This is a genomic window from Zobellella sp. DQSA1, from assembly GCF_041950555.1.
GTDB lineage: Bacteria > Pseudomonadota > Gammaproteobacteria > Enterobacterales > Aeromonadaceae > Oceanimonas.
The window spans coordinates 651,127-675,871 of sequence record NZ_CP169531.1 but is presented as its reverse complement, the minus strand read 5'-3'; the positions used below and the strand labels follow the sequence as shown (position 1 = coordinate 675,871).

Annotated in this window: 20 protein-coding genes; 8 read left to right on the top strand and 12 right to left on the bottom strand. The window is 62.5% G+C overall.

The genetic code is table 11. The features are described from left to right. Positions 1-185: 185 nt before the first annotated feature. A complete protein-coding gene (locus tag ACEVBK_RS03265; RefSeq protein ID WP_375058504.1) occupies positions 186-641 on the top strand; it encodes an RDD family protein in 456 nt (151 codons plus the stop codon). Positions 642-811: 170 nt separating this feature from the next. Here the strand turns inward: ACEVBK_RS03265 and lptG are convergent, their stop codons facing one another. Both lptG and lptF read right to left on the bottom strand, forming a co-directional pair. After that, positions 812-1,882 (bottom strand): LPS export ABC transporter permease LptG, encoded by a 1,071-nt coding sequence (gene lptG / locus ACEVBK_RS03260; protein WP_375057178.1) that lies wholly within the window; start codon positions 1,880-1,882, stop codon positions 812-814. Beyond that, positions 1,882-2,991 (bottom strand): LPS export ABC transporter permease LptF, encoded by a 1,110-nt coding sequence (lptF, locus tag ACEVBK_RS03255; RefSeq protein WP_375057177.1) that lies wholly within the window; start codon positions 2,989-2,991, stop codon positions 1,882-1,884. The genes lptG and lptF overlap by 1 nt, the downstream gene beginning before the upstream one ends. Before the next feature lie 162 nt (positions 2,992-3,153). Here lptF and pepA point away from each other — a divergent pair, with 162 nt between their 5' ends. The 5 genes from pepA (at position 3,154) to ACEVBK_RS03230 (ending at position 10,222) form a co-directional block, all read left to right on the top strand. After that, positions 3,154-4,665: a leucyl aminopeptidase gene (gene pepA / locus ACEVBK_RS03250; protein ID WP_375057176.1), complete on the top strand. Its 1,512-nt coding sequence runs from the start codon at positions 3,154-3,156 to the stop codon at positions 4,663-4,665. A 2-nt stretch (positions 4,666-4,667) separates the two neighbouring features. Beyond that, the gene (locus ACEVBK_RS03245; RefSeq protein WP_375057175.1) at positions 4,668-5,114 is read left to right on the top strand and encodes a DNA polymerase III subunit chi; all 447 of its coding nucleotides are present in this window, start codon (positions 4,668-4,670) and stop codon (positions 5,112-5,114) included. A gap of 4 nt (positions 5,115-5,118) precedes the next feature. After that, complete coding sequence (locus ACEVBK_RS03240; RefSeq protein ID WP_375057174.1) at positions 5,119-7,971, top strand: valine--tRNA ligase; 2,853 nt, start codon at positions 5,119-5,121, stop codon at positions 7,969-7,971. 366 nt (positions 7,972-8,337) lie between these two features. After that, positions 8,338-9,636 (top strand): diguanylate cyclase domain-containing protein, encoded by a 1,299-nt coding sequence (locus ACEVBK_RS03235; RefSeq protein WP_375057173.1) that lies wholly within the window; start codon positions 8,338-8,340, stop codon positions 9,634-9,636. 43 nt (positions 9,637-9,679) lie between these two features. Next, entirely contained in the window at positions 9,680-10,222 is a 543-nt protein-coding gene (locus ACEVBK_RS03230) for a CAP domain-containing protein (RefSeq protein ID WP_375057171.1), read from the top strand. A gap of 218 nt (positions 10,223-10,440) precedes the next feature. Here ACEVBK_RS03230 and ada read toward each other — a convergent pair whose 3' ends face one another. From ada to ACEVBK_RS03210, 4 genes are all read right to left on the bottom strand, one after another. Further along, the gene (gene ada, locus ACEVBK_RS03225) at positions 10,441-11,523 is read right to left on the bottom strand and encodes a bifunctional DNA-binding transcriptional regulator/O6-methylguanine-DNA methyltransferase Ada (protein ID WP_375057170.1); all 1,083 of its coding nucleotides are present in this window, start codon (positions 11,521-11,523) and stop codon (positions 10,441-10,443) included. A 136-nt stretch (positions 11,524-11,659) separates the two neighbouring features. After that, positions 11,660-11,887, bottom strand: a complete 228-nt coding sequence (locus ACEVBK_RS03220; protein WP_375057169.1) for a glycine zipper 2TM domain-containing protein — start codon at positions 11,885-11,887, stop codon at positions 11,660-11,662. 128 nt (positions 11,888-12,015) lie between these two features. After that, complete coding sequence (locus ACEVBK_RS03215) at positions 12,016-13,029, bottom strand: type I asparaginase (protein ID WP_375057167.1); 1,014 nt, start codon at positions 13,027-13,029, stop codon at positions 12,016-12,018. 1 nt (position 13,030) lies between these two features. Continuing rightward, positions 13,031-14,428 (bottom strand): aspartate ammonia-lyase, encoded by a 1,398-nt coding sequence (locus ACEVBK_RS03210; protein WP_375057166.1) that lies wholly within the window; start codon positions 14,426-14,428, stop codon positions 13,031-13,033. A 353-nt stretch (positions 14,429-14,781) separates the two neighbouring features. On the opposite strand from ACEVBK_RS03210, the gene ACEVBK_RS03205 reads away from it, so the two are divergent. Then, positions 14,782-15,594 carry a helix-turn-helix domain-containing protein gene (locus ACEVBK_RS03205; RefSeq protein ID WP_375057165.1) on the top strand — a complete coding sequence of 271 codons (813 nt, stop codon included), beginning with the start codon at positions 14,782-14,784 and terminating at the stop codon, positions 15,592-15,594. 1 nt (position 15,595) lies between these two features. Here ACEVBK_RS03205 and ACEVBK_RS03200 read toward each other — a convergent pair whose 3' ends face one another. Next, positions 15,596-16,003: a hypothetical protein gene (locus ACEVBK_RS03200; protein WP_375057164.1), complete on the bottom strand. Its 408-nt coding sequence runs from the start codon at positions 16,001-16,003 to the stop codon at positions 15,596-15,598. Between the two features lie 30 nt (positions 16,004-16,033). Next, the gene (locus ACEVBK_RS03195) at positions 16,034-18,298 is read right to left on the bottom strand and encodes a DUF6351 family protein (RefSeq protein ID WP_375057163.1); all 2,265 of its coding nucleotides are present in this window, start codon (positions 18,296-18,298) and stop codon (positions 16,034-16,036) included. A gap of 115 nt (positions 18,299-18,413) precedes the next feature. Here ACEVBK_RS03195 and ACEVBK_RS03190 point away from each other — a divergent pair, with 115 nt between their 5' ends. Next, positions 18,414-18,659: a hypothetical protein gene (locus ACEVBK_RS03190; protein WP_375057162.1), complete on the top strand. Its 246-nt coding sequence runs from the start codon at positions 18,414-18,416 to the stop codon at positions 18,657-18,659. A 2-nt stretch (positions 18,660-18,661) separates the two neighbouring features. Here the strand turns inward: ACEVBK_RS03190 and rraB are convergent, their stop codons facing one another. From rraB to secA, 4 genes are all read right to left on the bottom strand, one after another. After that, on the bottom strand, positions 18,662-19,006 hold the full coding sequence (rraB, locus tag ACEVBK_RS03185; protein WP_202082969.1) for a ribonuclease E inhibitor RraB: 345 nt from the start codon (positions 19,004-19,006) through the stop codon (positions 18,662-18,664). Between the two features lie 39 nt (positions 19,007-19,045). Then, complete coding sequence (locus tag ACEVBK_RS03180) at positions 19,046-19,765, bottom strand: 1-acylglycerol-3-phosphate O-acyltransferase (protein ID WP_375057160.1); 720 nt, start codon at positions 19,763-19,765, stop codon at positions 19,046-19,048. 121 nt (positions 19,766-19,886) lie between these two features. Next, a complete protein-coding gene (locus ACEVBK_RS03175; protein ID WP_375057159.1) occupies positions 19,887-21,563 on the bottom strand; it encodes a methyl-accepting chemotaxis protein in 1,677 nt (558 codons plus the stop codon). A 417-nt stretch (positions 21,564-21,980) separates the two neighbouring features. Continuing rightward, positions 21,981-24,698 (bottom strand): preprotein translocase subunit SecA, encoded by a 2,718-nt coding sequence (secA, locus tag ACEVBK_RS03170; protein WP_375057158.1) that lies wholly within the window; start codon positions 24,696-24,698, stop codon positions 21,981-21,983. Positions 24,699-24,745: the final 47 nt, after the last annotated feature.

Below are 24,745 nucleotides of genomic sequence, written 5' to 3'. Positions count from 1 at the left end.
TGCATTATACGTATCCGCTTATGGCCCGCAAGCATATTCTGAACCGGCCGGGGTGATTGCGCATTAATTGTGCGCAAATGCCAAGGTTACCCCCTGCCCCGGTTTTGCTAGAATGTTGACACTTTTTGTTCGGCGGATGATATCTGGTGATTTCTACTTATAAAGGGCTGCCCAGGGCAGGCGTGATGCGCCGCCTGGGAGCCTGGTTCTACGATTTACTGGTGGTGGTGGCGCTGTTGATGGTGGCCGGCTTTATCGGCTTTGGCCTGATCCAGTTGGCTCTTGTCATGGGCTGGCTCAGCCTGGGACAACACGAGGACACCGCCGCCCTGCTCGGCGCCAGCCGGCTTTACAGCCTCTACCTGCTGAGCGTGGTGCTGAGCTTTTATTGCTGGTTTTGGCATACCAGCGGCCAGACCATCGGCATGCGCGCCTGGCGCCTGCGGGTACAGAACACCGATGGCAGCCGTCTCACCCTGACCCAGGCCCTGATCCGGGCGGCCAGCGCCCTGCTGGGGCTCGGCAACTTTTGGGTCTGGCTCAATCCGGGCGCCCGGCTGGCACTACAGGACAAAATCGCCGACTGCGAAATGGTGGTGCTGACCAAGGAGCAGAACCGGCAGCTGTTGAGCCACGATTGATTGCCGGGGACTGGGGACTGGGGACTGGGGACTGGGGACTGGGGACTGGGGACTGGGGACTGGGGACTGGGGACTGGGGACTGGGGACTGGGGACTGGGGACTGGCAGGATTTTATTTCGGTCAGCAGCCTCAGGTAAAATCCCTAATCCCTAATCCCTAATCCCCGCTTTCAGGCCCTGCGATTAAGCAAAAGCAGCGCTACGCCGATAAACAGCAGGCTGGGCCCCAAAGCGCCGATCACCGGCGGCACCTCATAGACCAGGCTGATGGGACCGAATACCTCGTTGGCCACATAGAAACCAAAACCGAACAGGATGCCCATCAGCAAGCGGGCTCCCATGGTGACGCTGCGCAGGGCGCCGAACACGAAGGACGACGCCAGCAGCATCATGGCGATCACCATCATCGGCTGCAGCGCCTTGCGCCAGAATTCCAGGGCATAACGCCTGCCGTCCTGGCCGTTTTCCTCCAGGTAGGCCTGGTACTCCCACAGGCCGCGCATCGACAGCTCATTAGGATCGATTGACACCACTCCCAGTTTCTCCGGCGTCAGGCTGGAACGCCAGGCCCGTGAGCCCTGCTGCTCGGTAACGATGGAAACCCCGTGATTGAAAATCGTATCGGTCACATTGCTCAGTTGCCATTCACCGCCCTCATAGGCGGCGCTGACCGCCTGAGTAATACGGTTGAGCTTCATTTCGTCGTCGAAATAATAGAGGGTGACGTTGCTCAGGGTACCGTCGCGCCGGGCCTGGCCGATATTGATGTAAGCCTCGCTGTCCTTGGCCCAGACCCCGTGTACCGACAGCACCACCTGGCCGCTGGAGCGGGACTGGGTACGCAAATCATCCGCCGCCAGCTTGGTGACCGGCGCCACGAATTCGCCCATCAGCATGATCAGCAACATCAACGGCAGGGCGGTTTTCAGGGCGCTGATAACGATGTTGAAACGGGAGCTGCCCGACGCCTGCATCACCACCAGCTCACTGCTGCTGGCCAACTGGCCCAGGCCGATCAGACCGCCGAGCAGGGCGGCGATGGGAAAGAACAGCACGATTTCCTTGGGCATGGACAGCAGCACATAGTAAAACGCCGTCAACAGGGTATAGCTGCCCTCACCCACGCTGCGCAACTGCTCCACATAACGGATAATGGCGGAGAGCCCCACCAGGGTCAGTTCGCACAACAATATGGACATCAGCACGGTACGGCCGATGTAACGATCGAGAATACTGAACATCAGGCGGCTTTGCTCCGTTTTAATTTTTCCCGGGTCTGGCTCCACCAGGCCGTTTCCAGCAGGTTGAGCGGCAAGGCCACCAGCAGCAGGAACAACAGCGGCACCGTATAAAGTCCGGGATACACCGGCAGGCTGCCCGCCTCCACCGCCGAGCGGGCGGCACTTTGCAGCAGGAAATAGGCCAGATAGAGCAATATGGCCGGCAACAGTTTGGCATAACGGCCCTGGCGCGGATTCACCACCGCCAGCGGCACCACCATCAGCGTCAGCACCAGTGCCGACAAGGGCATGACCAGGCGCCACTGCAACTCGGTGATATCCTGCAACTCTTCCGATTGCCACAGGGCGGCGCTATCGCTGGCCGCCGCCTTGTGTTCCGACTCTTCTACCTCGACGGGCCGGATATAGGCACTGTATTCGCCGAACTCGGCCACATCGAACTGGCGATTGCCGGGCGTGCCGCTGTATCGCCGCCCTTCCTCCAGGGTCAGCCACTGGCCGCCGTCTCGCTCGTGGATACGGCCGCCGTCGGCTACCACTATACTCGGCGCCTGCAGGGCCTGGCCTCGCTGCACCACGAACAACCGATTCAGGCGATCGCCGGCACTATCCGGCTTCAGTTCTTCGACGTAGGCCACGATACGACCGCCGTCCAGGCTCATGAAGCGGGCTTCGCGCAGAACCGCAAACCCCGGATCGGACTGGATCTGATCCCGAAGCTGATAAATCTGCGCCTTGGACCAGGGGTTGAGCCAGAGTGAATTAGCCAGCGCCAGCGCCGTCCAGAACAGGGTCAGTATCAAGGTGGCACGCATGATCTTTCCTGGCCCTATGCCCACGGCGCGCATCACCGTCATTTCACTTTCGGCATAGAGCCGGCCATGGGCGAACAGAATGCCGATAAAGAGGCTGACCGGCAGCATCAGGGTGGTCATTTCCGGCATGTTGAGCAGCAGCAACTTGCCCACCAGGGTTCCGGGGATCTGGCCACTGGCCGCCTCGCCCAGTACCTCGACAAAATTCTGGCTGATAAAGATAAGCAGCAAGACGAACAACACGGCCAGCTGAGTCTTCAGGGTTTCCCGAAACAAATAGCGGAATGCAATCACCGTTAATCCCAGTGTAAACTTGTCTTTTTTAATGGAAACGCTTAAGAATAAGCGTAAAATTACGATTTTCGCATATTAAGTACGCGAAGATCGGTGCCTTTTGGCGATGGTCATCATTATCGTTCATCTGGCGCCCATTGTCTTCAAGCTGTAGGAGAACCCATGGAGTTCAGTGTTAAAAGTGGTAGTCCCGAAAAACAGCGTAGCGCCTGCATCGTGGTCGGCGTCTTTGAACCTCGCCGTTTGTCGCCGGTGGCCGAGCAGCTGGACAAGATCAGCGACGGTTATCTGAGTTCCCTGCTGCGCCGTGGCGACCTGGAAGGCAAGGCCGGTCAAATGCTGCTGCTGCACCAGGTACCCGGCGTGCTCGGCGAGCGGGTCCTGCTGGTGGGCTGCGGCAAGGAGCGTGAGCTCGATGAACGCCAGTATAAACAGATCATCAGAAAAACCATCAGCACCCTCAATGAAACCGGCTCCATGGAGGCAGTGTGTTTCCTTACCGAGCTGCACGTCAAGGGCCGTGATACCTACTGGAAAGTCCGCCAGGCGGTGGAAACCACCCAGTCCAGCCTCTATACCTTCGACCAGTTCAAGACCAACAGGGCCGAACCACGCCGCCCACTGCGCAAGCTGGTGTTCAATGTGCCGACACGACGGGAACTGACCATAGGTGAGCGCGCCATCCACCATGGCCTGGCCGTAGCCAAAGGCGTACGGATCTGCCGCGATGTGGCCAATATGCCACCCAATGTCTGCAACCCGGCCTACCTGGCTTCCCAGGCGCGTCAGTTGGCCGATGCCTACGACAATATCAGCACCCGGGTGATCGGTGAGCAGGAAATGGCTGAACTGGGCATGAACGCCTACCTGGCGGTGGCCCGCGGCTCCCACAACGAAGCCATGATGGCAGTGCTCGAATACAAGGGTCATCCGGATGCCGGCGCCCGTCCCATCGCCCTGGTGGGCAAGGGCCTGACCTTCGACGCCGGCGGCATATCGATCAAGCCGGCCGACGGCATGGACGAGATGAAATACGATATGGGCGGCGCGGCTTCCGTGCTGGGCACCATGCACGCCCTGGCCGAGCTGCAGTTGCCTATCAACGTGGTGGCGGTGCTGGCCGGTTGCGAGAATATGCCCGACGGTAACGCCTACCGCCCCGGCGACATCCTCACCACCATGTCCGGGCAGACGGTCGAAGTGCTCAACACCGACGCCGAAGGCCGGCTGGTGCTGTGCGATGCGCTGACCTTTATCGAGCGCTTCGAACCGGAAGCGGTGGTGGACGTGGCCACCCTCACCGGTGCCTGCATCATCGCCCTGGGTCACCACACCTCGGGGCTGCTGGCCAACCACAATCCCCTGGCCCACGAGCTGCTCAACGCCTCCGAGCAAGCCGGTGACCGAGCCTGGCGCCTGCCCATGAGCGACGAATACCAGGAGCAGCTGGAAAGTCCCTTCGCCGACATGGCCAATATCGGCGGCCGTCCGGCAGGCACCATTACCGCTGCCTGCTTCCTCAGCCGCTTTACCAAGAAGTACAACTGGGCGCACCTGGATGTGGCGGGCACCGCCTGGAAGAGCGGCAAGGAAAAAGGCGCGACCGGCCGCCCGGTACCGCTGTTGACCCAGTTCCTGCTGAACCGGGCCGGCATTAACAATACCGAAGAGTGAGCATGAGCCAGGGCTGTTTTTACCTGTTGCCGGACGACGCCGGCCCCGAAGTACAACTGTGGTGGGCATGCAGGCTCGCCACCGACTGCTACCGTCAGGGACAGGGTGTCTTCATCCACACCGCCGACAAGGCCCAGGCCGAAGCCCTGGACGAACGGCTGTGGCAGCAGTCACCGGACAGCTTCGTGGCCCATAATCTGCAAGGCGAAGGACCCCGTCAGGGGGCGCCTGTGGTGATCAGCTGGCAGGCCCCCCACAGCGGCAGGCCGGTGCTGATCAACCTGGCACCGGAGGCCCCGGCTTTCGCCCGGCGCTTCAGCCGGCTGTATGACTTCGTGCCGCCCGATGAGGCCGGCAAGCAGTTGGCCCGTGAGCGCTTTAAAGCCTATCGTCAGGCCGGTGTTGAACTCGGCACCGAGCCTGTACCATCCCAAACTGAAGACGCATAACACCATGGACAAGACGTTTAATCCCAACGCCATCGAGCAGGCCCTGTACCAGCAATGGGAAAGCAAGGGCTACTTCAAGGCCCACGGCGACACCAGCAAAGACGCCTACAGCATCATGATACCGCCGCCCAACGTGACCGGCAGCCTGCACATGGGCCACGCCTTCCAGGACTCCATCATGGACACCCTGATCCGTTACCAGCGCATGCAGGGCAAAAACACCCTGTGGCAGGTAGGCACCGACCACGCCGGTATCGCCACCCAGATGGTGGTGGAGCGCAAGATCGCCGCCGAAGAAGGCAAGAACCGCCACGATTACGGCCGCGACGCCTTTATCGACAAGATTTGGGAATGGAAGAAGGAATCCGGCGGCACCATCACCCGCCAGCTGCGCCGCCTGGGCGCCTCGGTGGACTGGGAGCGTGAACGCTTCACCATGGACGAGGGCCTGTCCAACGCGGTGAAAGAAGTATTTGTGCAACTGTACGAAGACGACCTCATCTACCGGGGAAAACGCCTGGTAAACTGGGATCCCAAGCTGCACACCGCCATCTCCGATCTGGAAGTGGAAAACCGCGAGATGAAGGGCCATATGTGGCACTTCCGCTACCCCCTCGCCGACGGTGTGAAAACCGCCGACGGCAAGGACCATCTGGTGGTGGCCACCACTCGCCCCGAAACCATGTTGGGCGATACCGCGGTGGCGGTAAACCCGGAGGATCCGCGCTATAAAGACTTGATCGGCAAGGAGATCATCCTGCCCATCGTCAACCGCCGCATCCCCATCGTCGGCGACGAGCACGCCGATATGGAGAAGGGCACCGGCTGCGTCAAGATCACCCCGGCCCACGATTTCAACGACTACGAAGTCGGCAAGCGCCACGGCCTGCCGATGATCAACGTGCTCACCCTGAACGCCGAGATCCGCGACCAGGCCGAGGTGTTCACCACCAAGGGCGAGCCGAGCGACGCCTACTCCACCGAACTGCCGGCCCGGTTCCAGAGACTGGACCGTTATGACGCCCGTACCGCCGTGGTGACCGAGCTGGAGCAACTGGGCTTGCTCGACGGGGTCAAGGATCATGAGCTGACCGTGCCCTACGGCGACCGGGGCGGCGTGGTGATCGAGCCCATGCTCACCGACCAATGGTACGTGCGCGCCGGCCCCCTGGCCGCCGTGGCCACCCAGGCGGTGGAAGACGGCGACATCCAGTTCGTGCCCAAGCAGTATGAGAACATGTATTTCTCCTGGATGCGCGACATCCAGGACTGGTGCATCTCCCGCCAGCTGTGGTGGGGCCACCGCATTCCCGCCTGGTACGACGAAAATGGCCAGGTCTATGTGGGCCGCGACGAGGCGGAAGTACGAACCAATCACCAGTTGGCCGACGAGGTGATTCTGCGCCAGGACGAGGACGTGCTCGACACCTGGTTCAGTTCAGCACTGTGGACCTTCTCCACCCTGGGCTGGCCGGAGCAGACCCCGGAGCTCAAGACCTTCCACCCGTCCAGCGTGCTGGTTACCGGCTTCGACATCATCTTCTTCTGGGTGGCGCGCATGATCATGATGACCATGCACTTCCTCAAGGACGAAAACGGCAAGCCTCAGGTGCCTTTCAAGACCGTCTACGTGACCGGGCTTATCCGCGACGAGAACGGCGACAAGATGTCCAAGTCCAAGGGCAATGTGCTGGATCCCCTCGACATGATCGACGGCATCGACCTGGAGTCGCTGGTGGCCAAGCGTACCGGCAACATGATGCAACCCCAACTGGCCGCCAAGATAGAGAAGAATACCCGCGGGGAGTTCCCGGACGGCATCGAACCCCACGGCACCGATGCCCTGCGCTTCACCCTGTGCGCCATGGCCTCCACCGGCCGCGATATCAACTGGGACATGAAGCGCCTGGACGGCTACCGCAACTTCTGCAACAAGCTGTGGAACGCCTCCCGCTACGTGCTGATGAACACCGAAGAGCAGGACTGCGGCCAACAGGGTGGCGAGCTCCAGTATTCGCTGGCGGATCGCTGGATCCAGGCCCAGTTGCAGGCCACCATCAAGGACGTGCGCAGCGCGCTCGACGGCTACCGCTTCGACCGGGCCGCCAATGCGCTCTACGAGTTCATCTGGAACCAGTTCTGCGACTGGTACCTGGAACTGACCAAGCCGGTGCTGTGGCACGGTAGTGAAGCCGAACAGCGTGCCACCCGCAAGACCCTGATCGAGGTGCTGGAAACCTTGCTCCGCCTGGCCCATCCCTTCATGCCCTTTATCACCGAGGAGATCTGGCAGCGGGTGGCCCCGCTCGCCGGTCGCGCCGGCGACAGCATCATGCTGGCCGCCTACCCGCAAGTCGATGCGGCGCAGGAAGACGAGCAGGCAATGGCCGATCTGGAGTGGGTGAAGCGTTTTATCGTGTCCATCCGCAACCTGCGCGCCGAGATGAACATCCCGCCCAGCCAGGCGCTCCCCGTGCTGCTGCGCCCGGCCGGCGACGATGCCCGCCGCGCCCGTGACAACGAGGCTTTCCTCAAGGCCATGGCCAAGCTCGAGTCCATTACCCTGCTGGGTACGGACGAAGCCGCGCCGGTGTCCACCAAACAGCTGATCGGTGAAACCGAGCTGCTGCTGCCCATGGCCGGCCTTATCGACAAAGACGCCGAGCTGGCACGCCTGCAGAAGGAGCTGGATAAGGTATCCGGTGAAATCAAGCGGCTGGAAGGCAAGCTGGGCAACCCCGGTTTCGTGGCCAAGGCCCCCCCCGAGGTGGTCGCCAAGGAGCAGGAAAAACTGGCCGACTACCGGGTCACCCAGACCAAGCTGCAAGCCCAGCACGAGCAGATCGAAAGCCTGTAAACGCCCCTCCCGCAAAGATGCCCCGGTTCCATCCGGGGTATCCTCTTTGCGCTCGCGCATGCCTCAATCCCGTTTTAGTTGTTAGACTGTTCATCTGAATCCGTGAAAGAGAGCATCTCGGCACATGAAGTCCCACCCGTTTGGCTACCTCCTCGTACTGCGGATGGCAGCCCCTGCCATGGCCGATACTGCACGGCCCTTTATACAGGGGGAACAGCGCTATCGGGCGGTGGCGGAAACCGTGCTCGACATCCTGAGTTACGGTCGCTGGCCGGAGACGCCTTCCCCCGGCACATCTGTGTGGCCGCCCCCAGCGAATATGCCGAGGCCCTGTGGCTGCTGGACAGCTCCCGGAGAAGATACACCATGAGCCCTCGTCCCACCCTGTGGCGGATAGTGCGCCGCGCCAACCTCAAGGTCACCCTTATCGCCGTGGGCATCGCCGCCCTCAGCCTGGCTCCCGCCATCCTGCTCGCCCTGCGGGGTTATACCGAACATAATCTTGAACAGATAGGCAGGGCTATCGGCTATACCACAGAGGCAGCGGTGGTGTTCGAGGACAGTGTCACCGCCCAGCATTATCTGCAACTCATCGCCCTGGACGAAGACATAGGCCGGGCCCGCATCCGACTTGCGGACGGAAGGCTTTTTGCCGAGTGGCAACGTCCCGCACAGAGCAGCCGTGTCGATCTGGAACGGCGCTTGGCACTCTGGCTGCTCCCCGAAGGCGTCGAGGTGCCCATAGAGCACGCCGGTCGCCAGCTAGCCCTGGTGGAGCTGGACGCCCATGGCGGCGCCTTGCTGGCTTTTTTGCTCGACAGCCTGCTGGCCCTGCTCGCCGGCCTGCTGCTCAGCGCCGTCGGAGCCTATCTGCTGTCCTGGCGGATGCTGGGCAACATAGTGGCCCCCCTGCAGCGGTTGGCAGGCCTGGCCTACGCCGTGCGCAAACGCCGGGACTTCAGCCACCGTCTGCCCGATGACGACATCGCCGAACTGCACTCCCTCAACCAGAACTTCAATGCTCTGCTCGACGAGCTGCAGCTGTGGCAACAGCGTCAGGACGACGAGAGGGCCGAACTCGAGTACCAGGCCACCCATGATGGCCTGACCGGCCTGGCCAACAGGGGCCTGTTCGAACGCCGGCTTCGGCAAGCCGTGGAGCAGGCTCACCGCCGTAATAACGAATTCGTGCTGCTCTACCTGGACTGCAACAAGTTCAAGCAGATCAACGATACCTACGGTCACGCCGCCGGCGATCTGGTACTGATGACGGTGGCGGAGCGGCTGCGCGAGCGGGTAAAACGACAGCATGACGTGGTCGCCCGCCTGGGGGGTGACGAGTTCGCCATACTGCTCTCCCCCCCCACTGACCGGCAGGGGGCGGAGCAACTTATCCGCGATCTGCACCAGACCATGTCCTCCCCCGTCCCCCTGCCGGAAGGAAAGGCCATCCACAGCAGCCTCAGCATCGGCATGGCACTCTATCCCGGGCAGGGAAGGGACGCCGATACCCTGATGCAGCAGGCCGATCTGGCCATGTACCGGGTAAAGCAGGCCAGATACGTGGCCGGGAGGGGCGGGCCCGGAATCGCAGGGAGGCCATCATTATCACCGACGGAGGTGTCAGCGGTCCGCTGCGGGGAGAAACCAGGAATAAAGCGGTAACAGGGCCTAGGATAGGAGAAACAGTCTTCCTTCGGAGCGTCCCATGCAAGCCTTGCCCGTTGTCGTTGTCTCCCTGCTGTTGGTGGCCTGCTCGAGGGCCGGGGACATCGCCCCCCGCCTTCCCGGCCCCCCTCAGGAACCGGAGCTGTCCGGTCCCGGCGTCCTCACCCCGGTCCAGCGCCGAGCCCTGCTGGAAGCCCACAACAAGGCTCGAGAGGAAGTAGGGGCTGCCCCGCTGGGCTGGTCGGCCCGCGCCACCGGGCAGGCCGAGCGCTGGGCCGGGGTGCTGGCCCGGCGCTGTATCCTGGAACACAGTCAGGGCTCGGGCTTTGGCGAAAACCTGTTTATGGGCACCCAGGGCTTTTACGACGAGCTGGACGGAGTCAGGGCCTGGGAAGAGGAGAAGCGGGACTATCGGGGCCAACCGCTGACCCGGGAGCTGGCGCCGGTGGTGGGCCACTACACCCAGATGGTCTGGCCTTCCAGCCGGGAGCTGGGTTGCGCCACCTCGGTCTGCGGCAACAACCTTATCCTGGTATGCAACTACTATCCACCCGGCAATTACCTGGGAGAAAGGGCCTACTGAACACCCAGAGCCTGTTTACTATCTACGGTATTCGGCCAAAGCGTACTACCCCACCGGCGTGCCGTGAATCATCCCGCCGCGCCCTCACTGGCGCTGAGGGCCGGCGGAGCAGTTCCCTTTGTTCCTCCCGGAGCTCCAAGTACCGCCTGCTGGCTCTACCATCAGAATCAGACGGCCTCTTCTCCAGGCCGCAACATACCAACCCCACAAAGATGGTCTCAGAAGTCGCTCCCCTCTTCCGCCTCCCGCGCCAGCAATTGCCGCTTGCGGGCGATACCCCAGCGGTAACCGGACAGACCGCCGTCGGTGCGCACCACCCGGTGACAGGGAATGGCCACCGCCAGGGCGTTGGCGGCGCAGGCACCGGCCACGGCCCGCACTGCCCGGGGCTGGCCGATGCGCCGGGCCAGTTCGGCGTAGCTGATGGTCTCCCCCGCCGGTATCTGCCGCAGGGCCTGCCATACCTTCTGCTGAAAGACGGTGCCGCGGATATCGAGCGGCAGCTCGAGTCCCTGGTGGGGACACTCCACGAAGCCCACCACCCGGGCCACCCGTTGCTCGAAGTCCGAATCACCACCGATCAGACTGGCGGCGGGGAAACGATCCTGCAATTCCCGCAACAGCGCTTCGGCATCGTCCCCCAGCAGAATGGCGCAGATGCCCCTGTCACTCATAGCCACCAGTATGGCACCCAGACTGCACTGGCCGACGGCGAAGCGGATGTCGGTGCCGGCACCGCCGGTGCGATAACGCCCCGGGGTCATGCCCAGCAGCCGGTCGGATTCTTCGTAAAAACGGCTGCCCGAGCCATAGCCGGCCTCGAAGATGGCCTCGGTCACATTATGCTCCCGAGCCAGCTCTCGCCGCACCCGGCCCGCCCTCAGGGCCTGGGCATAGGACCTGGGGCTGAGTCCGGTTCCGGCCTTGAACAGCCGCTGCAGATGCCAGGGGCTGAGCCCGGCGTAGGCCGCCAGCTCGGCCAAGGTGGGAATCTGCGGTGCCTGCTCGATATAACGGCACAGGGCCGTGACCAGCGCCGGCCGGCCGGCCGGGCCTTCGTGCTCGGGCCGGCAGCGCCGGCAGGGCCTGAACCCCGCCGCTTCGGCCGCCGCCGCCGACTCGTAGAAGCGGACATGTTCGGGCCGGGCCCGGCGTGACGGGCAGGAAGGGCGGCAGTAGATGCCGGTGGTGATCACCCCGTAACAGAAACGACCGTCGGCGGCCGGATCCCGGGCTTGTACTGCGGCCCAGCGGGGATCCTCGGTGATAGATTCGGCGTTCTCGGCATGGTGGCGGGTCATGGGCCTGGTCCTCTGTGCGGGATAACACCCCCACTGTAGCCCCGCCCGCCCCCTTCGGCACTCCGATTCTTGCGCGCTAATTCACTCCGGCAGGAAAGGATTGGCGGGAGCCGGCACTCCCGCGGAAACAGGGATATTACTTCTTGTCCTTGCTTTCGACTTGATGGCCGATCACCCCGCCCACTACGGCACCACCTATGGTCCCGGTTGTGCTGCCGCCGGTCAGTACCGAACCGGCCACGCCACCGACACCGGCACCGATGGCGGTGTTTCGCTCACGTTCAGACATGCCGGCACAGGCCGACAGGCCCACCAGCAGGAGGGCGGCCAGGGCGCCGCTCATCGCCTTGGTCTTGATAGTCATGGTTATGTCCTCGGCTGTGTTGATCTGACCGGCATGACGGATCCGGTCTCTTATTACAAGTGTATCCGTCACGGCCGCGACCACCCAGCCGGCAACGACGCCCTGTGAAGGGTCCTGTCGCTGCAGGTTCAGGCGGCGCTCATCTCGCCGCGCAACGGCTGGCGCATCAGTGTACGCACCCGCTCCGGATCGGTTTCCATCGCCAGCAGATAGTGCAGCTTGGCGAAGGCCGCCTCCAGCGTCAGATCGCCGCCCGGGATCACGCCGATACGGTTAAGACTGTTGCCGGTAGCATAGGTGCCCTGATCCACCTTGCCGTAGAGGCAGTGGGTACGGTTGACGATGACCACGCCCCGGGCCACCGCCGCCGCCAGCACCTGCATCAGTTCGGTGTTGGCGTCGGGCGGGTTGCCCACCCCGAAGCTCAGCATGACGGCACCGCGAACCCGTTCATCGTCGAGCAGGGCCCGGGCGGCCCGGGCGCTGATGCCCGGGTAGAGGCTGAGCACCGTTACCGCTTCCGGATCGAACTCGGGGATGCGGAAGCACAGCGGCGACGGCGGTAACAGCAGGCCGGGCTCCGGCTCCAGGCGGATGCCCGCCACTCCCAGGGGCGGATGGTTGGGCGAGGCGAAGGCATCCAGCTCGGTGGCCTTGAGCTTGGTGGTACGGTTGCCCCGCAACAGCCGGCCGTTGAAGTAGATGCAGACCTCGGCCAACCCCGCCCGCTGGCACAGGTGCAGGCTGTTGATAACGTTGTCCAGGCCGTCGCTGCGTCGCTCGGACAGCGGGATCTGGGAGCCGGTGAAGATCACCGGCTTGTCTTGCCCTGGCAGCATGAAAGACAGCGCCGCCGCGCTGTAGGCCATGGTATCGGTGCCGTGCAGCACCATGAAACCGTCGTAGTCCTGCCAGTGGATCACCAGCAGGCCGGCGATCTGGGCCCAGTGGGCCGGGGTCAGGTTGGCGCTGTCGATCAACTGGTGCAGCTCGATCACGTCGAACTCGGGCAGTTCCGGCTCGCCACTGTCCGCCAGCCGCCGGCGCAGCAGTCGGGCGAAATCCGGATCCGGCTTGTGCCCCTCGCCCGACGCCCGACAGCCGATGGTACCGCCGGTATGCAGAATCAGTACCCGCCCCATGTTACACCGCCACCGGTGCGACCATGGCCGCCGGACTCAGGATGGCGGCCAGCTCCGCCTCGCTCAGCAGCCCTTCCTTCTGCACCAGCTCGGCCACCCCGGCCCCGCTCAGCAACGCCTGGCCGGCGATGCGGCTGGCATTGTCGTAGCCGATATGGGGCACCAGGGCGGTGACGATACCGATGCTGTTCTGCACATGCAGGGCACACTGGGCTTCGTTGGCCTCGATACCGCGCACGCAGCGTTCGTCCAGCATACGGATGGCCTCGCCCAGCATACGGCAGCTGTTGAGCAGGTTGTAGATGATCAGCGGCTCCATGGCGTTGAGCTGGAGCTGGCCGGCCTCGGCGGCCAGGGTTACCGCCAGATCGGCGCCGATAACCTGGAAGGCGGTCTGGTTCATGGCCTCGGGGATCACCGGGTTGACCTTGCCGGGCATGATGGAGGAGCCGGGCTGCATAGCCGGCAGCATGATCTCGCCCAGGCCGGTGCGCGGGCCGCTGGACAGCAGGCGCAGGTCGTTACTGAGCTTGGACAGCTTCACCGCCAGCCGCTTGAGCACACTGGAGAAGGTGACGAAGGCGCCCATGTCGGAAGTAGCTTCCACCAGGTTGTGGGCCAGACTCACCGGCAGCTGACTGATCACGGCCAACTCTTTGACCGCCCGTCCGGCATAGCCGGGATGGGCGTTGATGCCGGTACCGATGGCGGTGCCGCCCAGGTTGACCTCGCACAATAGCCGGCAGGCGTCGTCGATACGGGCCTCTTCCTCGCCCAGGTTGACGGCGAAGGCCTCGAATTCCTGACCCAGGGTCATGGGCACCGCGTCCTGCAGCTGGGTCCGGCCCATCTTGAGGATATGGGCGAATTCCCGGCCCTTGTCGGCCAGGCTCTGCTGCAGGCCGGCAATGGCCTGTTTCAGCGGCTGGGCGGCGAATACTATGGCCAACCGGGCGGCGGTGGGATAGGCGTCGTTGGTGGATTGGGAGCGGTTGACGTCGTTGTTGGGGTGCAGCTCCTTGTACCGGCCACGCTCATGCCCCAGCTTGCTCAGGGCCAGGTTGGCGATCACCTCGTTGGCGTTCATGTTGGTGGAGGTACCGGCCCCGCCCTGGATCAGATCCACCACAAATTGGTCGTGCAACTCGCCGCGGATGATGTCGGCACAGGCGGCCTCGATGGCCTCGGCCTTGTACCCGGGCAGCAGGCCGAGCTGATGGTTGGCGCGGGCGGCGGCGGCCTTGACCATGGCCAGGGCCTGGATCAGCTCGGGAAAGTGGCTGATGGGCACGCCGGTGATGTTGAAGTTCTGCCTGGCGCGCTGGGTCTGGATACCGTACCAGGCCTCGGCCGGTACCTGCTGTTCACCCAGAAGATCGTATTCGGTACGTGTTTGCATTTGGTTTCTCCCACCAGCTTGCACAGTTGTTTGACGATTCAGACGACCGGGATCCTGAGCAGGCAACGGAAGGATACAGCTAAGCCGACCGTGACACGCCAGGGATGGCGTGTCCGAGCGTACAGGGATGTATTCACAGCGTGTCGGCGTGCTGTCTCTTCCGGTGCCTGAGCGCGTTCGCACAGGTTCATCCGTTCACGTTATTACAGCAACAACAGGGGTCGGAGGGGAATTTGGCGCCCTGTAGCAAAATGGCGCTATCTGGTGCAGTCAGTGCGTCAATCAGTTACAGTTGCACTCTGTTGCAGAAAAGTGACTTTGGGTACACTGGGCGCAGTTTTTCGGGAGCCGCCATGCATCAAGATTTCGCCAAGAACCTGCGCCTGTTGTGCAGCTATTACAAGTCGGTGGCCGAGGTGTGCCGCAAGCTCAAGGTCAACCGGCCCCAGTTCAACCGCTACCTGAGCGGCCGCTACAAGCCGTCGGCCCACAGCCTGCGCCGGCTGTGCGATTTTTTCGGGGTGGAAGAACATGAAATACTGATGCCCCACAGCCAGTTCGAACTGCTGATCCAGGTACGGCCGCGACCGCAGGAAGTGGAAGAAGAACATCCGGAGCACAGCCACCTGGCACTGCTGCAGGCCAGTTCCCAGGGGCTCGACAAATACCTGGGCTACTACTTCGAATACCACTATTCCATGGCCTTCCCGGGCAAGATACTGCGCAACCTGGTGTGCCTGGAAAAGCGTGGCCAGGGCGTCTATTACCAGCGCACCGAGCGGCTGCAGCAAACACCCGGCGAGCGGGTCTACCACAGCAAGTACCTGGGGATGGCCCACCTGCTGGCGGACCGCATCTTCCTGGTAGATTACGAGTCGCTCACCCGCAACCAACTGACCCAGACCATCCTCATCCCCACCTTCAAGAGCCGGGTGGGGCGACTGAGCGGCCTTCGCCTAGGGGCCTCGGCCAGCGGCGAGCGCATCCCCAGCTGTACCCGGGTGGTGTTCGAGTATCTGGGGCACAGGGTGGACATTCGCCGCACCCTCAAGCTGTGCGGCACCTTCGAGGCGGACGGCGGCCAGATGTCGCCGGCCATTCTCAGCGCCATTCGCAACGAGATGGCACCAGGAGAGCACCATTTTCGCGCCCGGCACTTTTTCTGACTCAGGCGACCAGCCCCAGCCACAACAGTCGCACCACGGCCACATTGGCCACGCTGACCAGGAAAAGGAAACCGACGTAGGTCATCACCAGGTAGCGGAAATAGTGGTGGCGGCCGTGGCGGATCAACCCCAGCGCCTCCTGATGCTGGCGGTGGGCGGCGGCAATCCTGGCGAACAGGGTCAGTTCGAAGTGCATCAGAAACAGGGTGATCAAGGATAATACCGTACCCAGCAACGGTGCTATCAGGATCCAGCTCTTCAACACCCGGGTGATGTCGGGTTTGAGGTAGGGCACGGCCCCCAGCAGCACCACGGCAATAGTGATCTGGAACAGCTTCTTCCAGATATGATCGTGACGGTATTTGTATTCATCCCACAGCAGGGCGTGCGGTTCGTGCTGATTATCCACCTGAGTGCTCCATGACTCCCGTTTACGTCACTATAACACGGGAAGCAGGCCCAGCTCGGCGTCCGGGGGACGCGACACATCACCGCGGCGATAATCGCAGACCCCCTCGGGGAAAATGGTTTCCAGCATGCTCCTGTGCGGTGCCGCCTCGATGGGACCATAAAACCCTCGCACTATCGCCTCGCTCACCGGCACCAGGGCGCACTTGAACAGGTCGCCGGTGAGCGGGCCGCCCGCCACATTGCGCGGTGAACGGTAGGGGGGATAATGGGCCAGGCAGGCACCGGTATCTGCATCGCCCCGCCAGGTGCCGTTCCACACCCCCTCGCCCTCGGCAATCAACTCGCCCCGATCGGTCCAGCAGGCGTCCCGGGCCGTCGCCGGTCGCCGGCCGGAGGTCAGCCACTCGTCGAGCAGCTCGAAGGCCTTGTCGCTGGGATCATAGGGCTTGCCGCTCTGCCAGATCACCAGGTTATCCACCTGGCCCCGAGCCGCCCGGATCCGCAGCCAGGACGACAGGGTGGCATAGGAGTGGTGCATGTCGAGCTCGTGATCCAGATAGTGGCGCAGGTCGATCACCGGAATGCCGATATTGCCGAGAAACACATGGCCCGAGCGATAGGCGGCCGCCATGGCGGCCATGTGCCCACGGCTGCGGGGCGCCGTCTTGACCAGTTCCACCTGGTTGCGCTCGAATACCCGCAGCGGCACCGGGCTGCCCGGGGTTTTCTGCATGTTATGGTCGCTCCAGATGGAGACTCCCGCCAGGCTGTCGTCGCCGGTCAATACCCACAGTTTCTCCTGCACCATGTCCTTCGGCGCCTTCCAGCTGCCGATGTTGGCATTGAGGTGGAGAAACTCCGCCATGCTGAGCTGTCCACGGATCAGGGCATCCAGGCCATACTGCACCCCGACATTGTCGTGGGTACGGTGGGCATAGCCGTCTTCCCCCACCCCGTAGACATACGCCAGATCATGCCAATGGCTGAATCGCTCCTTCCTGGCTACCGCCGGCGCATAATGGTGAGCCCGGTGGGAGTAGTGGGGATTGTTGGTCAGCGGCGCAAGCCCCCGCCAGCTCTTGGAACACTCGGTCGCTCCCGGCGGCAGGCTGGGCAGCCGCAGTCCGAAACCGGCCATCCGCGCCCAGCGATAGTATTTCTTGAACTCGTGTTCCACCTCGCTGCTGGCCGCCACCCCCATCACCAGACCCCGGTTTTCCTGGGCCTGCCAGCGCGGGTTATCCCTGGCGGTCACGTCGAAGTAGTATTCCAGCAGTTCGCAATCCAGTGCCCAGACGCTCTGGGTGATCATGTCCGGGTAGCTGTACTGGGGGATCAGGGCATCGAGCAGGCCCGGCTTATTCTGGGCGATCAGGTATTGCTGCACCGCCCCGCCCGAGCCACCGATGCCCACCGTATAATCCGGCTGACCATAACGGGCCGCGAACTGGGCCTTGACCAACTCGGCGGTGTTGGCCGCCAGCCACATGTTGTAGTGGTTGCTGGTCACATTGCCGCTGGATCCCGCCAGGGCATACCCCTGGGCCAGTTGCTCGATGCGACGGGAGCCGATGCTGCCCAGGCTCATGCGCCCCTGGCGCTTGCCGATGCCCACCCCGCCCTTGAAGTGGTAGATAAGCTTGTTGTTCCAGTAGGGGCTGTGGCTGTCGGTAACCGGTGCCTCAGGATCCGCCAGCATGGCGATCACGTAGATGAAACGGTTGATGGTGCCCCGCTCCACCCGGAGCACGAAGGGAATCCGCTGTCCCTGCCATTCCAGCCAGGCCAGATCCTCCGGATCGTCGTCCTCCGGCCAGGGCCTGAAATCGTCGCGCCCCTCCACCTTGTAGAAGTAATCCAGCCGGGTCGGCAACAGGCAGTCCTTGCTGTGGCCGAGCAGGCTTCGCTTGTCCTTGACCCCATCCCGTTCCTCGAACACCGGCGTGCCGATGCCTTCCCGGTTGTCCACCAGCGGCTGGCCGAGATCCGAGTCCTCGGTATTGCAGGCGAAAGGGTATTGCAGGCCGAGAGAGGTATCCACCGGGCCCACCTGTCCCGGCGCGATGGGAAAATCGAAGCCGGACAGATCCAGGGGAACCTGGGATGCATGGGGTCCTCCATAGGACGGCCGGGGAGCGGCGGGATCATAACCGGGCGGTAGCGCCTCCACCACCAGCTCGGGCGGCTCGGGCAACAGGTGCCGGCCCAGCCGGGCCTGGATCTCGCTGCAGCCGCTCAGTGCGAGCAGGGCTGCCAGCAGTAATAACAGAGGGAGGGTGCCGGCCTTGTCCATGGCGCTTTCCTTTTTCCATCCTGCCTGAATTTAAGGTTAGCCAATAGCGCTGCCAAGCACCCGCTCCGGTGCCACAAAAATATGGTTGCGATAAACAACAATCAAGGAGTCACCCATGGACATGACTGCCTCGCTGCATCATCCCGCCCGCCTACTAGTACGGGAACTGGGCAAACGGCTGGCAGTGCAGATGCTGGAGCAGGCCCGGCAGCTGGGCTATCGCCACCGCTACCGGGAAACCACCGTCTGTGTGGGAGAAGCGCTGGCACTCTACCGGGGGCTGGGGTTCATCCCTTGTGAACGGCTGGGCAACACCGGGCATAACGATTGCGAAATGGCCCTGATGCTGCCCCTGGGCTGAACCTACTCTTCGAAGTAGGTCCCCCAGCCGTCATACTCGATACCGTATTTCTCGGCAATCGGCAGCAGTTGTTCAATCTGGGCCATGATGGCCTCCTCGGTCAGGGGGCCGTCCTTGATGGCGTCGAAACACAACAGCAGTTGGCCGCGTTCCAGGGTCAGCTCTTCGGCGTCGGTCACTTCGAATTCCGCCTTGAAGCAGTCTACCGCCGCCTTTTCCAGGCGGGCAAAATCCTGGCCGGAGAAGTGATGCTCTATGGTGTATTCCGCCTCCGGGTTGCTGCCGTCTTCCAGCAGGGAGGCGATAATCTCGCGGGTTTCTTCCCGCCAGTCTTGCTGTTCACTCATATGGGGCTCCTGGGCCGGCTACGGGGATGAGGCAAAAGCTTAGGGCCGGCGGACTTCAGTGTCCAGCTCGGCAATACGATCGGCAATCAGTTGACGGCTGTGCTTGAGCAGCTCGCGCAAATGAGCCGGTTCATGCTGCTGAGTATCGATTGGCGGCATGATCTCGACAATCAGCTCGCCATTATCCCAGCGGTTCAAGTCCACCTGCCCGAAATAGCTGGAGCAGGCGATGGGCACTACGGGCACCCGAGCCTGCAGGGCGATATGAAAGGCGCCGGTCTTGAAGGGCAACAGGCCCTTGCCCTTGCTGCGGGTGCCTTCGGGAAACATCCAGATCGACATGTTGCGCCGGCGTATCTTGTCCACCACGGTGCCGATGGTGCTCGCCGCCTTGGCCTTGTTCTCGCGATTGATCAGCAGGTTGCCGCTGAGCCAGAACAGCTGGCCGAACAGGGGGACCCAGAACAGGCTGCTCTTGCCGATAGCCACGGTACGCGGCATCACCGCACCGGGCAAGGCGATAATGTCCCAATTGCTCTGGTGGTTGGCGATGTAGACCGCCGAGTGCAGGTGCTTGACGTGCTCGTAGCCCCGAATCCTGACCTTGAGCCCCACCAGCGGGCAGGCCTTGTGAAACAGCCGCCCCAGCAGATAGACATTGTTGGGGTGACGGGGGCGCAGCAGGCACACCAGGGTGCCCAGTACAAAGACCACTATCATGGCCAGGGCAAGCAATAACAGCCGCAGCAGCTTTAACATGAAGGAACCTCGCGTTTTGAGAGACGGCAGTATACTGAGGGGACCCGGAGGGAACAAGGGCGGCTACCCGGTTCAGGGCAACGGAGGAACATGGGCGGAGTGAGTCCTCCGCCCGGATGGCTCAACGGCGCGCAGACAGACCCGGTTCGCTCCGCTCCAGACGGAAACCCTGCACCGCCAGTTGCAGTTGCTCGGCCAGCTTGGCCAGCTCCCGACTGGCGCTGGCGGTCTGATCCGCACCGGCCGCCGTTTCCCCGCCCATGGCATGGATATTGGAGATATTGCGGCTGATGTCTTCGGTCACCGCCGCCTGCTCGTCCACCGCGCTGGCAATCTGGGTATTCATATCGTGAATGGTCTGCACCGCCGCACTGATCAACTCCAGTGCCTGCTCCGCCTCACGGGCACGGGTAACCGTCTGCTCGGCCTGGGCCTGGCCGCTGGCCATCGCCGCCATGGCCAGATCCGCATCGGCCTGCAGCTTGGTAATGGTGGTCACAATTTCCTGGGAAGACTGCTGGGTCTGCTCCGCCAGGTTGCGCACCTCGGTGGCCACCACCGCGAAACCCCGGCCCTGCTCGCCGGCGCGGGCCGCTTCGATGGCGGCATTCAAGGCCAGCAGGTTGGTGCGATCGGCAATTTCCTGGATCACCTGTACCACAGAGCTTATCTGGTTGCTGCTGTCGGCCAGGGATTGCACCACCTGACCGGTGGTCGCGACTTCTTCCGCCAGGCGGCTGATAAAGCCGACCGTCTGCTGCACCACCCGCTTCCCCTGCTCGGCCGCCTCATGAGCCGCCCGGGCCGACCCAGCCGCCTGGCTGGTATTGTGGGACACCTCCTGCACCGTGGCCGACATCTCGTTGATGGCGGTAGCCACCTGCTCGGTATCCTGCTGCTGTCGGCTCAGGTTGCTGCTGGTCTGCAGCGAAACCGCCGAGGTCTCCTCCGCCGCCGAAGCCAGGCTGGCGCTGGACTGGTTGATCTGGCCGATCAGCCCGCGCAGCTTGTCGGTCATATGGTGCAGCTTGCCGTACACTCCCCGGGTTCCGGGGGCAAAGGCAAGGCTCAGGTCACCATCTGCAATGCTGGCGGCTACCCGCTCCATCTCACCCGGCTCCGCTCCCAGGGGCTGCAGCACGGTACGCTGCAAGGTCCATCCCAACACCAGACTGAGGCCCACCAGCAACAGCACCATCGCCACCATCAGGCTGACCATCTGGCCATTGCGGCGTTCCTGAGCCTGCAACTGCTCGGACTGGCGCGCGATCAGCAGGGAAATGAAGTCATTCACCGCGTTGGTCAGGATTCCCCGCTCCCGATCATAGTCGGGGCCCAGTACCCGGGCCTGGGCCTGCTGCAGGTTTCCAGCCCTGGCCAGGGTGATGGCCTGCTCCTCCAGTTCAATCATCGTAAGGGTGGCCCGCCGTCCCTGCTCCAGCAGATTCATCTCGGCCGGGCTCAATACCATTTCCGCCAGCAGCTGTTCATTGGACAGGATGCGGCCATCCACCCGCGGCGCCTTGCCTTCGGTGATCGCCAGCACGCCATGGTAGGCGTTCAACTTGTCCTGGTTGCCGGTCACCACATAGTTACGAATATGGGTCGACAGCTCGGAAGAGTACAACCGCAGCATGTTGGCGGAATTGAAATACTGATAGCGTTCCTCCTGGGCCCGGCTCACCCCCTGCTGGGACTGCAGCAGCAGGTAGAGGGCCGCCCCCAGTGACAGGGCCAGGGCCAGCACCACCAGGAAAACCAGGCGAATGATGGCCTTGAGGGTCAAGCTTTTATTCATAGTGGCTCCAATAACGGCGACATACACTCGATACAATTTATAAATTAATCGAATACAAAATTGACCACAATCATACCGGGAAGCCCGTGAAAGTGAAGCGATAGCCAATCGATTCCATGCCTGAATCGATATTTTTATCCCGCGGGTGGCAATTGGATTCACCAAGAGACGGTTTGAGATCTGATGTACTCGGCCGAAGCGCACTACTCCGCCGACATGCCGCAGGCCCATCCCGGGGACTCCGCCATCAGACGGCAGCGGGGCTTGAAAGAGGCAACAGGGATTACCTCTTGGCTGGACCCTAACAGGTTCTAATAGCCGATGATGGCGCGGTATCATCGCGCACTGGCAACAGGCAATAAAAAAACCGCCCTGGATTGCAGGGCGGTTTCACTGGTCAGGGGCGGGATGCCTGGCTCAGCTCAGCTTGCCGTGACATTGCTTGTACTTTTTGCCGGAGCCGCAGGGACAGGGGTCATTACGCCCCACTTTTTCCCCTTCACGCACGAAGGGGGCGGCCTCTCCGGCCGGCCTGGCTTCGGCCAGCGGGTTGTCCGCCTCCGCATGGCTGTAGCTCTGGGGCAGGCGCTCGGCCGCCTCGCGCCGCTTGGCCTCCGCCGCTTCCACTTCTTCCTGGGTCTGCACCCGTACCCGGCTGAGGATGCTAATCACTTCCCGCTTGAGGTTGTCCAGCAACTGGGTGAACAGCTCGTAGGACTCACGCTTGTATTCCTGCTTGGGGTTCTTCTGCGCGTAGCCGCGCAGGTGAATGCCCTGGCGCAGGTGATCCATCGCCGCCAGGTGCTCTTTCCACAGGGTATCCAGGGTCTGCAGCATCACCGAGGTCTCGAACTGGCGCAGAACGGCGGCCCCGACCACCATCTCCTTGTCGGCATAGGCCTGGGCCGCCGCCGCCAGGATACGCTCGCGCAGTTGCTCGTCGTGCAGTTTCTCGTCCTGCTTCAGCCAGTCACCGATGGGCAGATCCAGCGCAAAGTCACCCCGCAGCCGCAGCTCCAGCCCGGGAACGTCCCACATTTCCTCCAGCGACTGGGGCGGGATGTACTCGTCGATGATACCGCTCAGCACATCGTCCCTAATCACTTCGATGGTGTCCTTGATATCGCCGGAATCCAGCAGCTCGTTGCGCTGTTCGTAGACCACCTTGCGCTGGTCGTTGGCCACATCGTCGAACTCCAGCAAATTCTTGCGGATATCGAAGTTACGGGTTTCCACCTTGCGCTGGGCGTTTTCGATGGCCCGGGTCACCCAGGGATGCTCGATGGCCTCACCCTCTTCCATGCCCAGCTTCTTCATCATGCTGGTAACCCGCTCGGAGGCGAAGATCCGCATCAGCGCATCTTCCATCGACAGGTAAAAACGGCTGGAACCCGGATCGCCCTGACGACCGGCACGGCCGCGCAGCTGGTTGTCGATACGGCGGGATTCGTGCCGCTCGGTACCGATAATATGCAGGCCGCCGGCATTGATCACCGCGCCATGGCGTTGCTGCCAGTCGGTCCTGATGGCGGCGATAAGCTCCGGCGTCGGCTGCTCCAGCGCCTCGATCTCCGCCTGCCAGTTGCCCCCCAGCACGATATCGGTACCCCGGCCGGCCATGTTGGTAGCGATGGTCACGGCACTACTGCGACCCGCCTGGGCAATGATTTCCGCTTCCTTGGCGTGGAACTTGGCATTGAGCACCTGGTGCTTGATGCCTTCCTGCTTGAGGATACGGGACAGCAGTTCGGAGTTCTCGATGGACACGGTGCCCACCAGCACCGGCTGGCCCCGCTCCACACAATCCTTGATGTCGGCGACGATGGCCTGATATTTTTCGGCGGCGGTCAGGTAGACCAGATCCCCCATGTCCTTGCGCACCATCGGCTTGTTGGTGGGGATCACCACCGTATCCAGGCCATAGATATGCTGGAACTCGAAGGCTTCGGTATCGGCGGTGCCGGTCATGCCCGCCAGCTTCTCGTACAAACGGAAATAGTTCTGGAAGGTAATGGAGGCCAGGGTCTGGTTCTCGTTCTGAATCTTGACCCCTTCCTTGGCTTCCACCGCCTGGTGCAACCCCTCGGACCAGCGCCGGCCCGGCATGGTGCGGCCGGTATGCTCGTCGACGATCACCACCTCGTTATCCTGTACTATGTAGTCGACATTGAGCTCGAACAGGGTATGGGCCCGCAAGCCGGCGTTAACGTGGGCCAGCAGGATGATGTTACCGGCGGAAAACAGGGAGTCCTCTTCCGCCAGCAGCCCCATGCGCTTGAGTTCCTCTTCCACGAAGATCTGGCCGTTTTCGGTCAGCAGCGCCTGCTTGTTCTTCTCGTCCACCGTGTAATGGCCATCGCCGGTATATTCCTCGGTGTCTTCCTTGTCCTGCTTGACCAGCTTGGGGATCAGGGTATTGATGCGGATATAGAGTTCGGAGCTGTCCTCCGCCGGACCGGAGATGATAAGCGGGGTACGGGCCTCGTCGATCAGCACCGAGTCTACCTCATCCACCAGGGCATAATACAGCGGACGCTGTACCCGCTGCTGGGGGGTGAAGGCCATGTTGTCGCGCAGGTAGTCGAAGCCGAATTCATTATTGGTGCCGTAGGTGATGTCACAGGCATACGCCTCGCGTTTTTCGGCATGGTCCATGCCCGGCAGGTTGCACCCCACGGTCAGGCCGAGGAACTCGAACAGCGGCCGGTTGGCTTCGGCATCACGCCGGGCCAGGTAATCGTTCACCGTCACCACGTGCACGCCGCGACCGGTCAGGGCGTTCAGATACACCGGCAGGGTACCGGTCAGGGTCTTGCCTTCCCCGGTCTTCATCTCGGCGATCTGGTTGTTGTGCAGTACCATGCCGCCGATCATCTGCACATCGAAGTGGCGCATCTCGAAGACTCGCCTGGATGCTTCGCGCACCGTGGCGAAAGCTTCCGGCAAAATCTGCTCAAGGGGCTCACCCTGTTCCAGACGAGTGCGGAACTCGGCGGTCTTGGCCTGCAGTTCGGCATCGTTCAGCGCTTCGAGCTTAGGCTCCATCGCATTGATTTCATTGACAACTTTACGCAACCGCTTGAGTGTTCTGTCGTTGCGGCTACCGATTATCTTGGTGAAAAGTTTGGTAATCATGCTTGGCCAATAATGATGTTGGAAGATAAAGCTCCGCCCGGGCGGAG

Bases quoted from the DNA above. Each gene is read 5' to 3' on its own strand.
- ACEVBK_RS03265 (WP_375058504.1), top strand. From the start codon at position 186: ATGCGCCGCCTGGGAGCCTGGTTCTACGATTTACTGGTGGTGGTGGCG.
- lptG (WP_375057178.1), bottom strand. From the start codon at position 1,882: ATGTTCAGTATTCTCGATCGTTACATCGGCCGTACCGTGCTGATGTCC.
- pepA (WP_375057176.1), top strand. From the start codon at position 3,154: ATGGAGTTCAGTGTTAAAAGTGGTAGTCCCGAAAAACAGCGTAGCGCC.
- ACEVBK_RS03245 (WP_375057175.1), top strand. From the start codon at position 4,668: ATGAGCCAGGGCTGTTTTTACCTGTTGCCGGACGACGCCGGCCCCGAA.
- ACEVBK_RS03240 (WP_375057174.1), top strand. From the start codon at position 5,119: ATGGACAAGACGTTTAATCCCAACGCCATCGAGCAGGCCCTGTACCAG.
- ACEVBK_RS03235 (WP_375057173.1), top strand. From the start codon at position 8,338: ATGAGCCCTCGTCCCACCCTGTGGCGGATAGTGCGCCGCGCCAACCTC.
- ACEVBK_RS03230 (WP_375057171.1), top strand. From the start codon at position 9,680: ATGCAAGCCTTGCCCGTTGTCGTTGTCTCCCTGCTGTTGGTGGCCTGC.
- ada (WP_375057170.1), bottom strand. From the start codon at position 11,523: ATGACCCGCCACCATGCCGAGAACGCCGAATCTATCACCGAGGATCCC.
- ACEVBK_RS03220 (WP_375057169.1), bottom strand. From the start codon at position 11,887: ATGACTATCAAGACCAAGGCGATGAGCGGCGCCCTGGCCGCCCTCCTG.
- ACEVBK_RS03215 (WP_375057167.1), bottom strand. From the start codon at position 13,029: ATGGGGCGGGTACTGATTCTGCATACCGGCGGTACCATCGGCTGTCGG.
- ACEVBK_RS03210 (WP_375057166.1), bottom strand. From the start codon at position 14,428: ATGCAAACACGTACCGAATACGATCTTCTGGGTGAACAGCAGGTACCG.
- ACEVBK_RS03205 (WP_375057165.1), top strand. From the start codon at position 14,782: ATGCATCAAGATTTCGCCAAGAACCTGCGCCTGTTGTGCAGCTATTAC.
- ACEVBK_RS03195 (WP_375057163.1), bottom strand. From the start codon at position 18,298: ATGGACAAGGCCGGCACCCTCCCTCTGTTATTACTGCTGGCAGCCCTG.
- ACEVBK_RS03190 (WP_375057162.1), top strand. From the start codon at position 18,414: ATGGACATGACTGCCTCGCTGCATCATCCCGCCCGCCTACTAGTACGG.
- rraB (WP_202082969.1), bottom strand. From the start codon at position 19,006: ATGAGTGAACAGCAAGACTGGCGGGAAGAAACCCGCGAGATTATCGCC.
- ACEVBK_RS03180 (WP_375057160.1), bottom strand. From the start codon at position 19,765: ATGTTAAAGCTGCTGCGGCTGTTATTGCTTGCCCTGGCCATGATAGTG.
- ACEVBK_RS03175 (WP_375057159.1), bottom strand. From the start codon at position 21,563: ATGAATAAAAGCTTGACCCTCAAGGCCATCATTCGCCTGGTTTTCCTG.
- secA (WP_375057158.1), bottom strand. From the start codon at position 24,698: ATGATTACCAAACTTTTCACCAAGATAATCGGTAGCCGCAACGACAGA.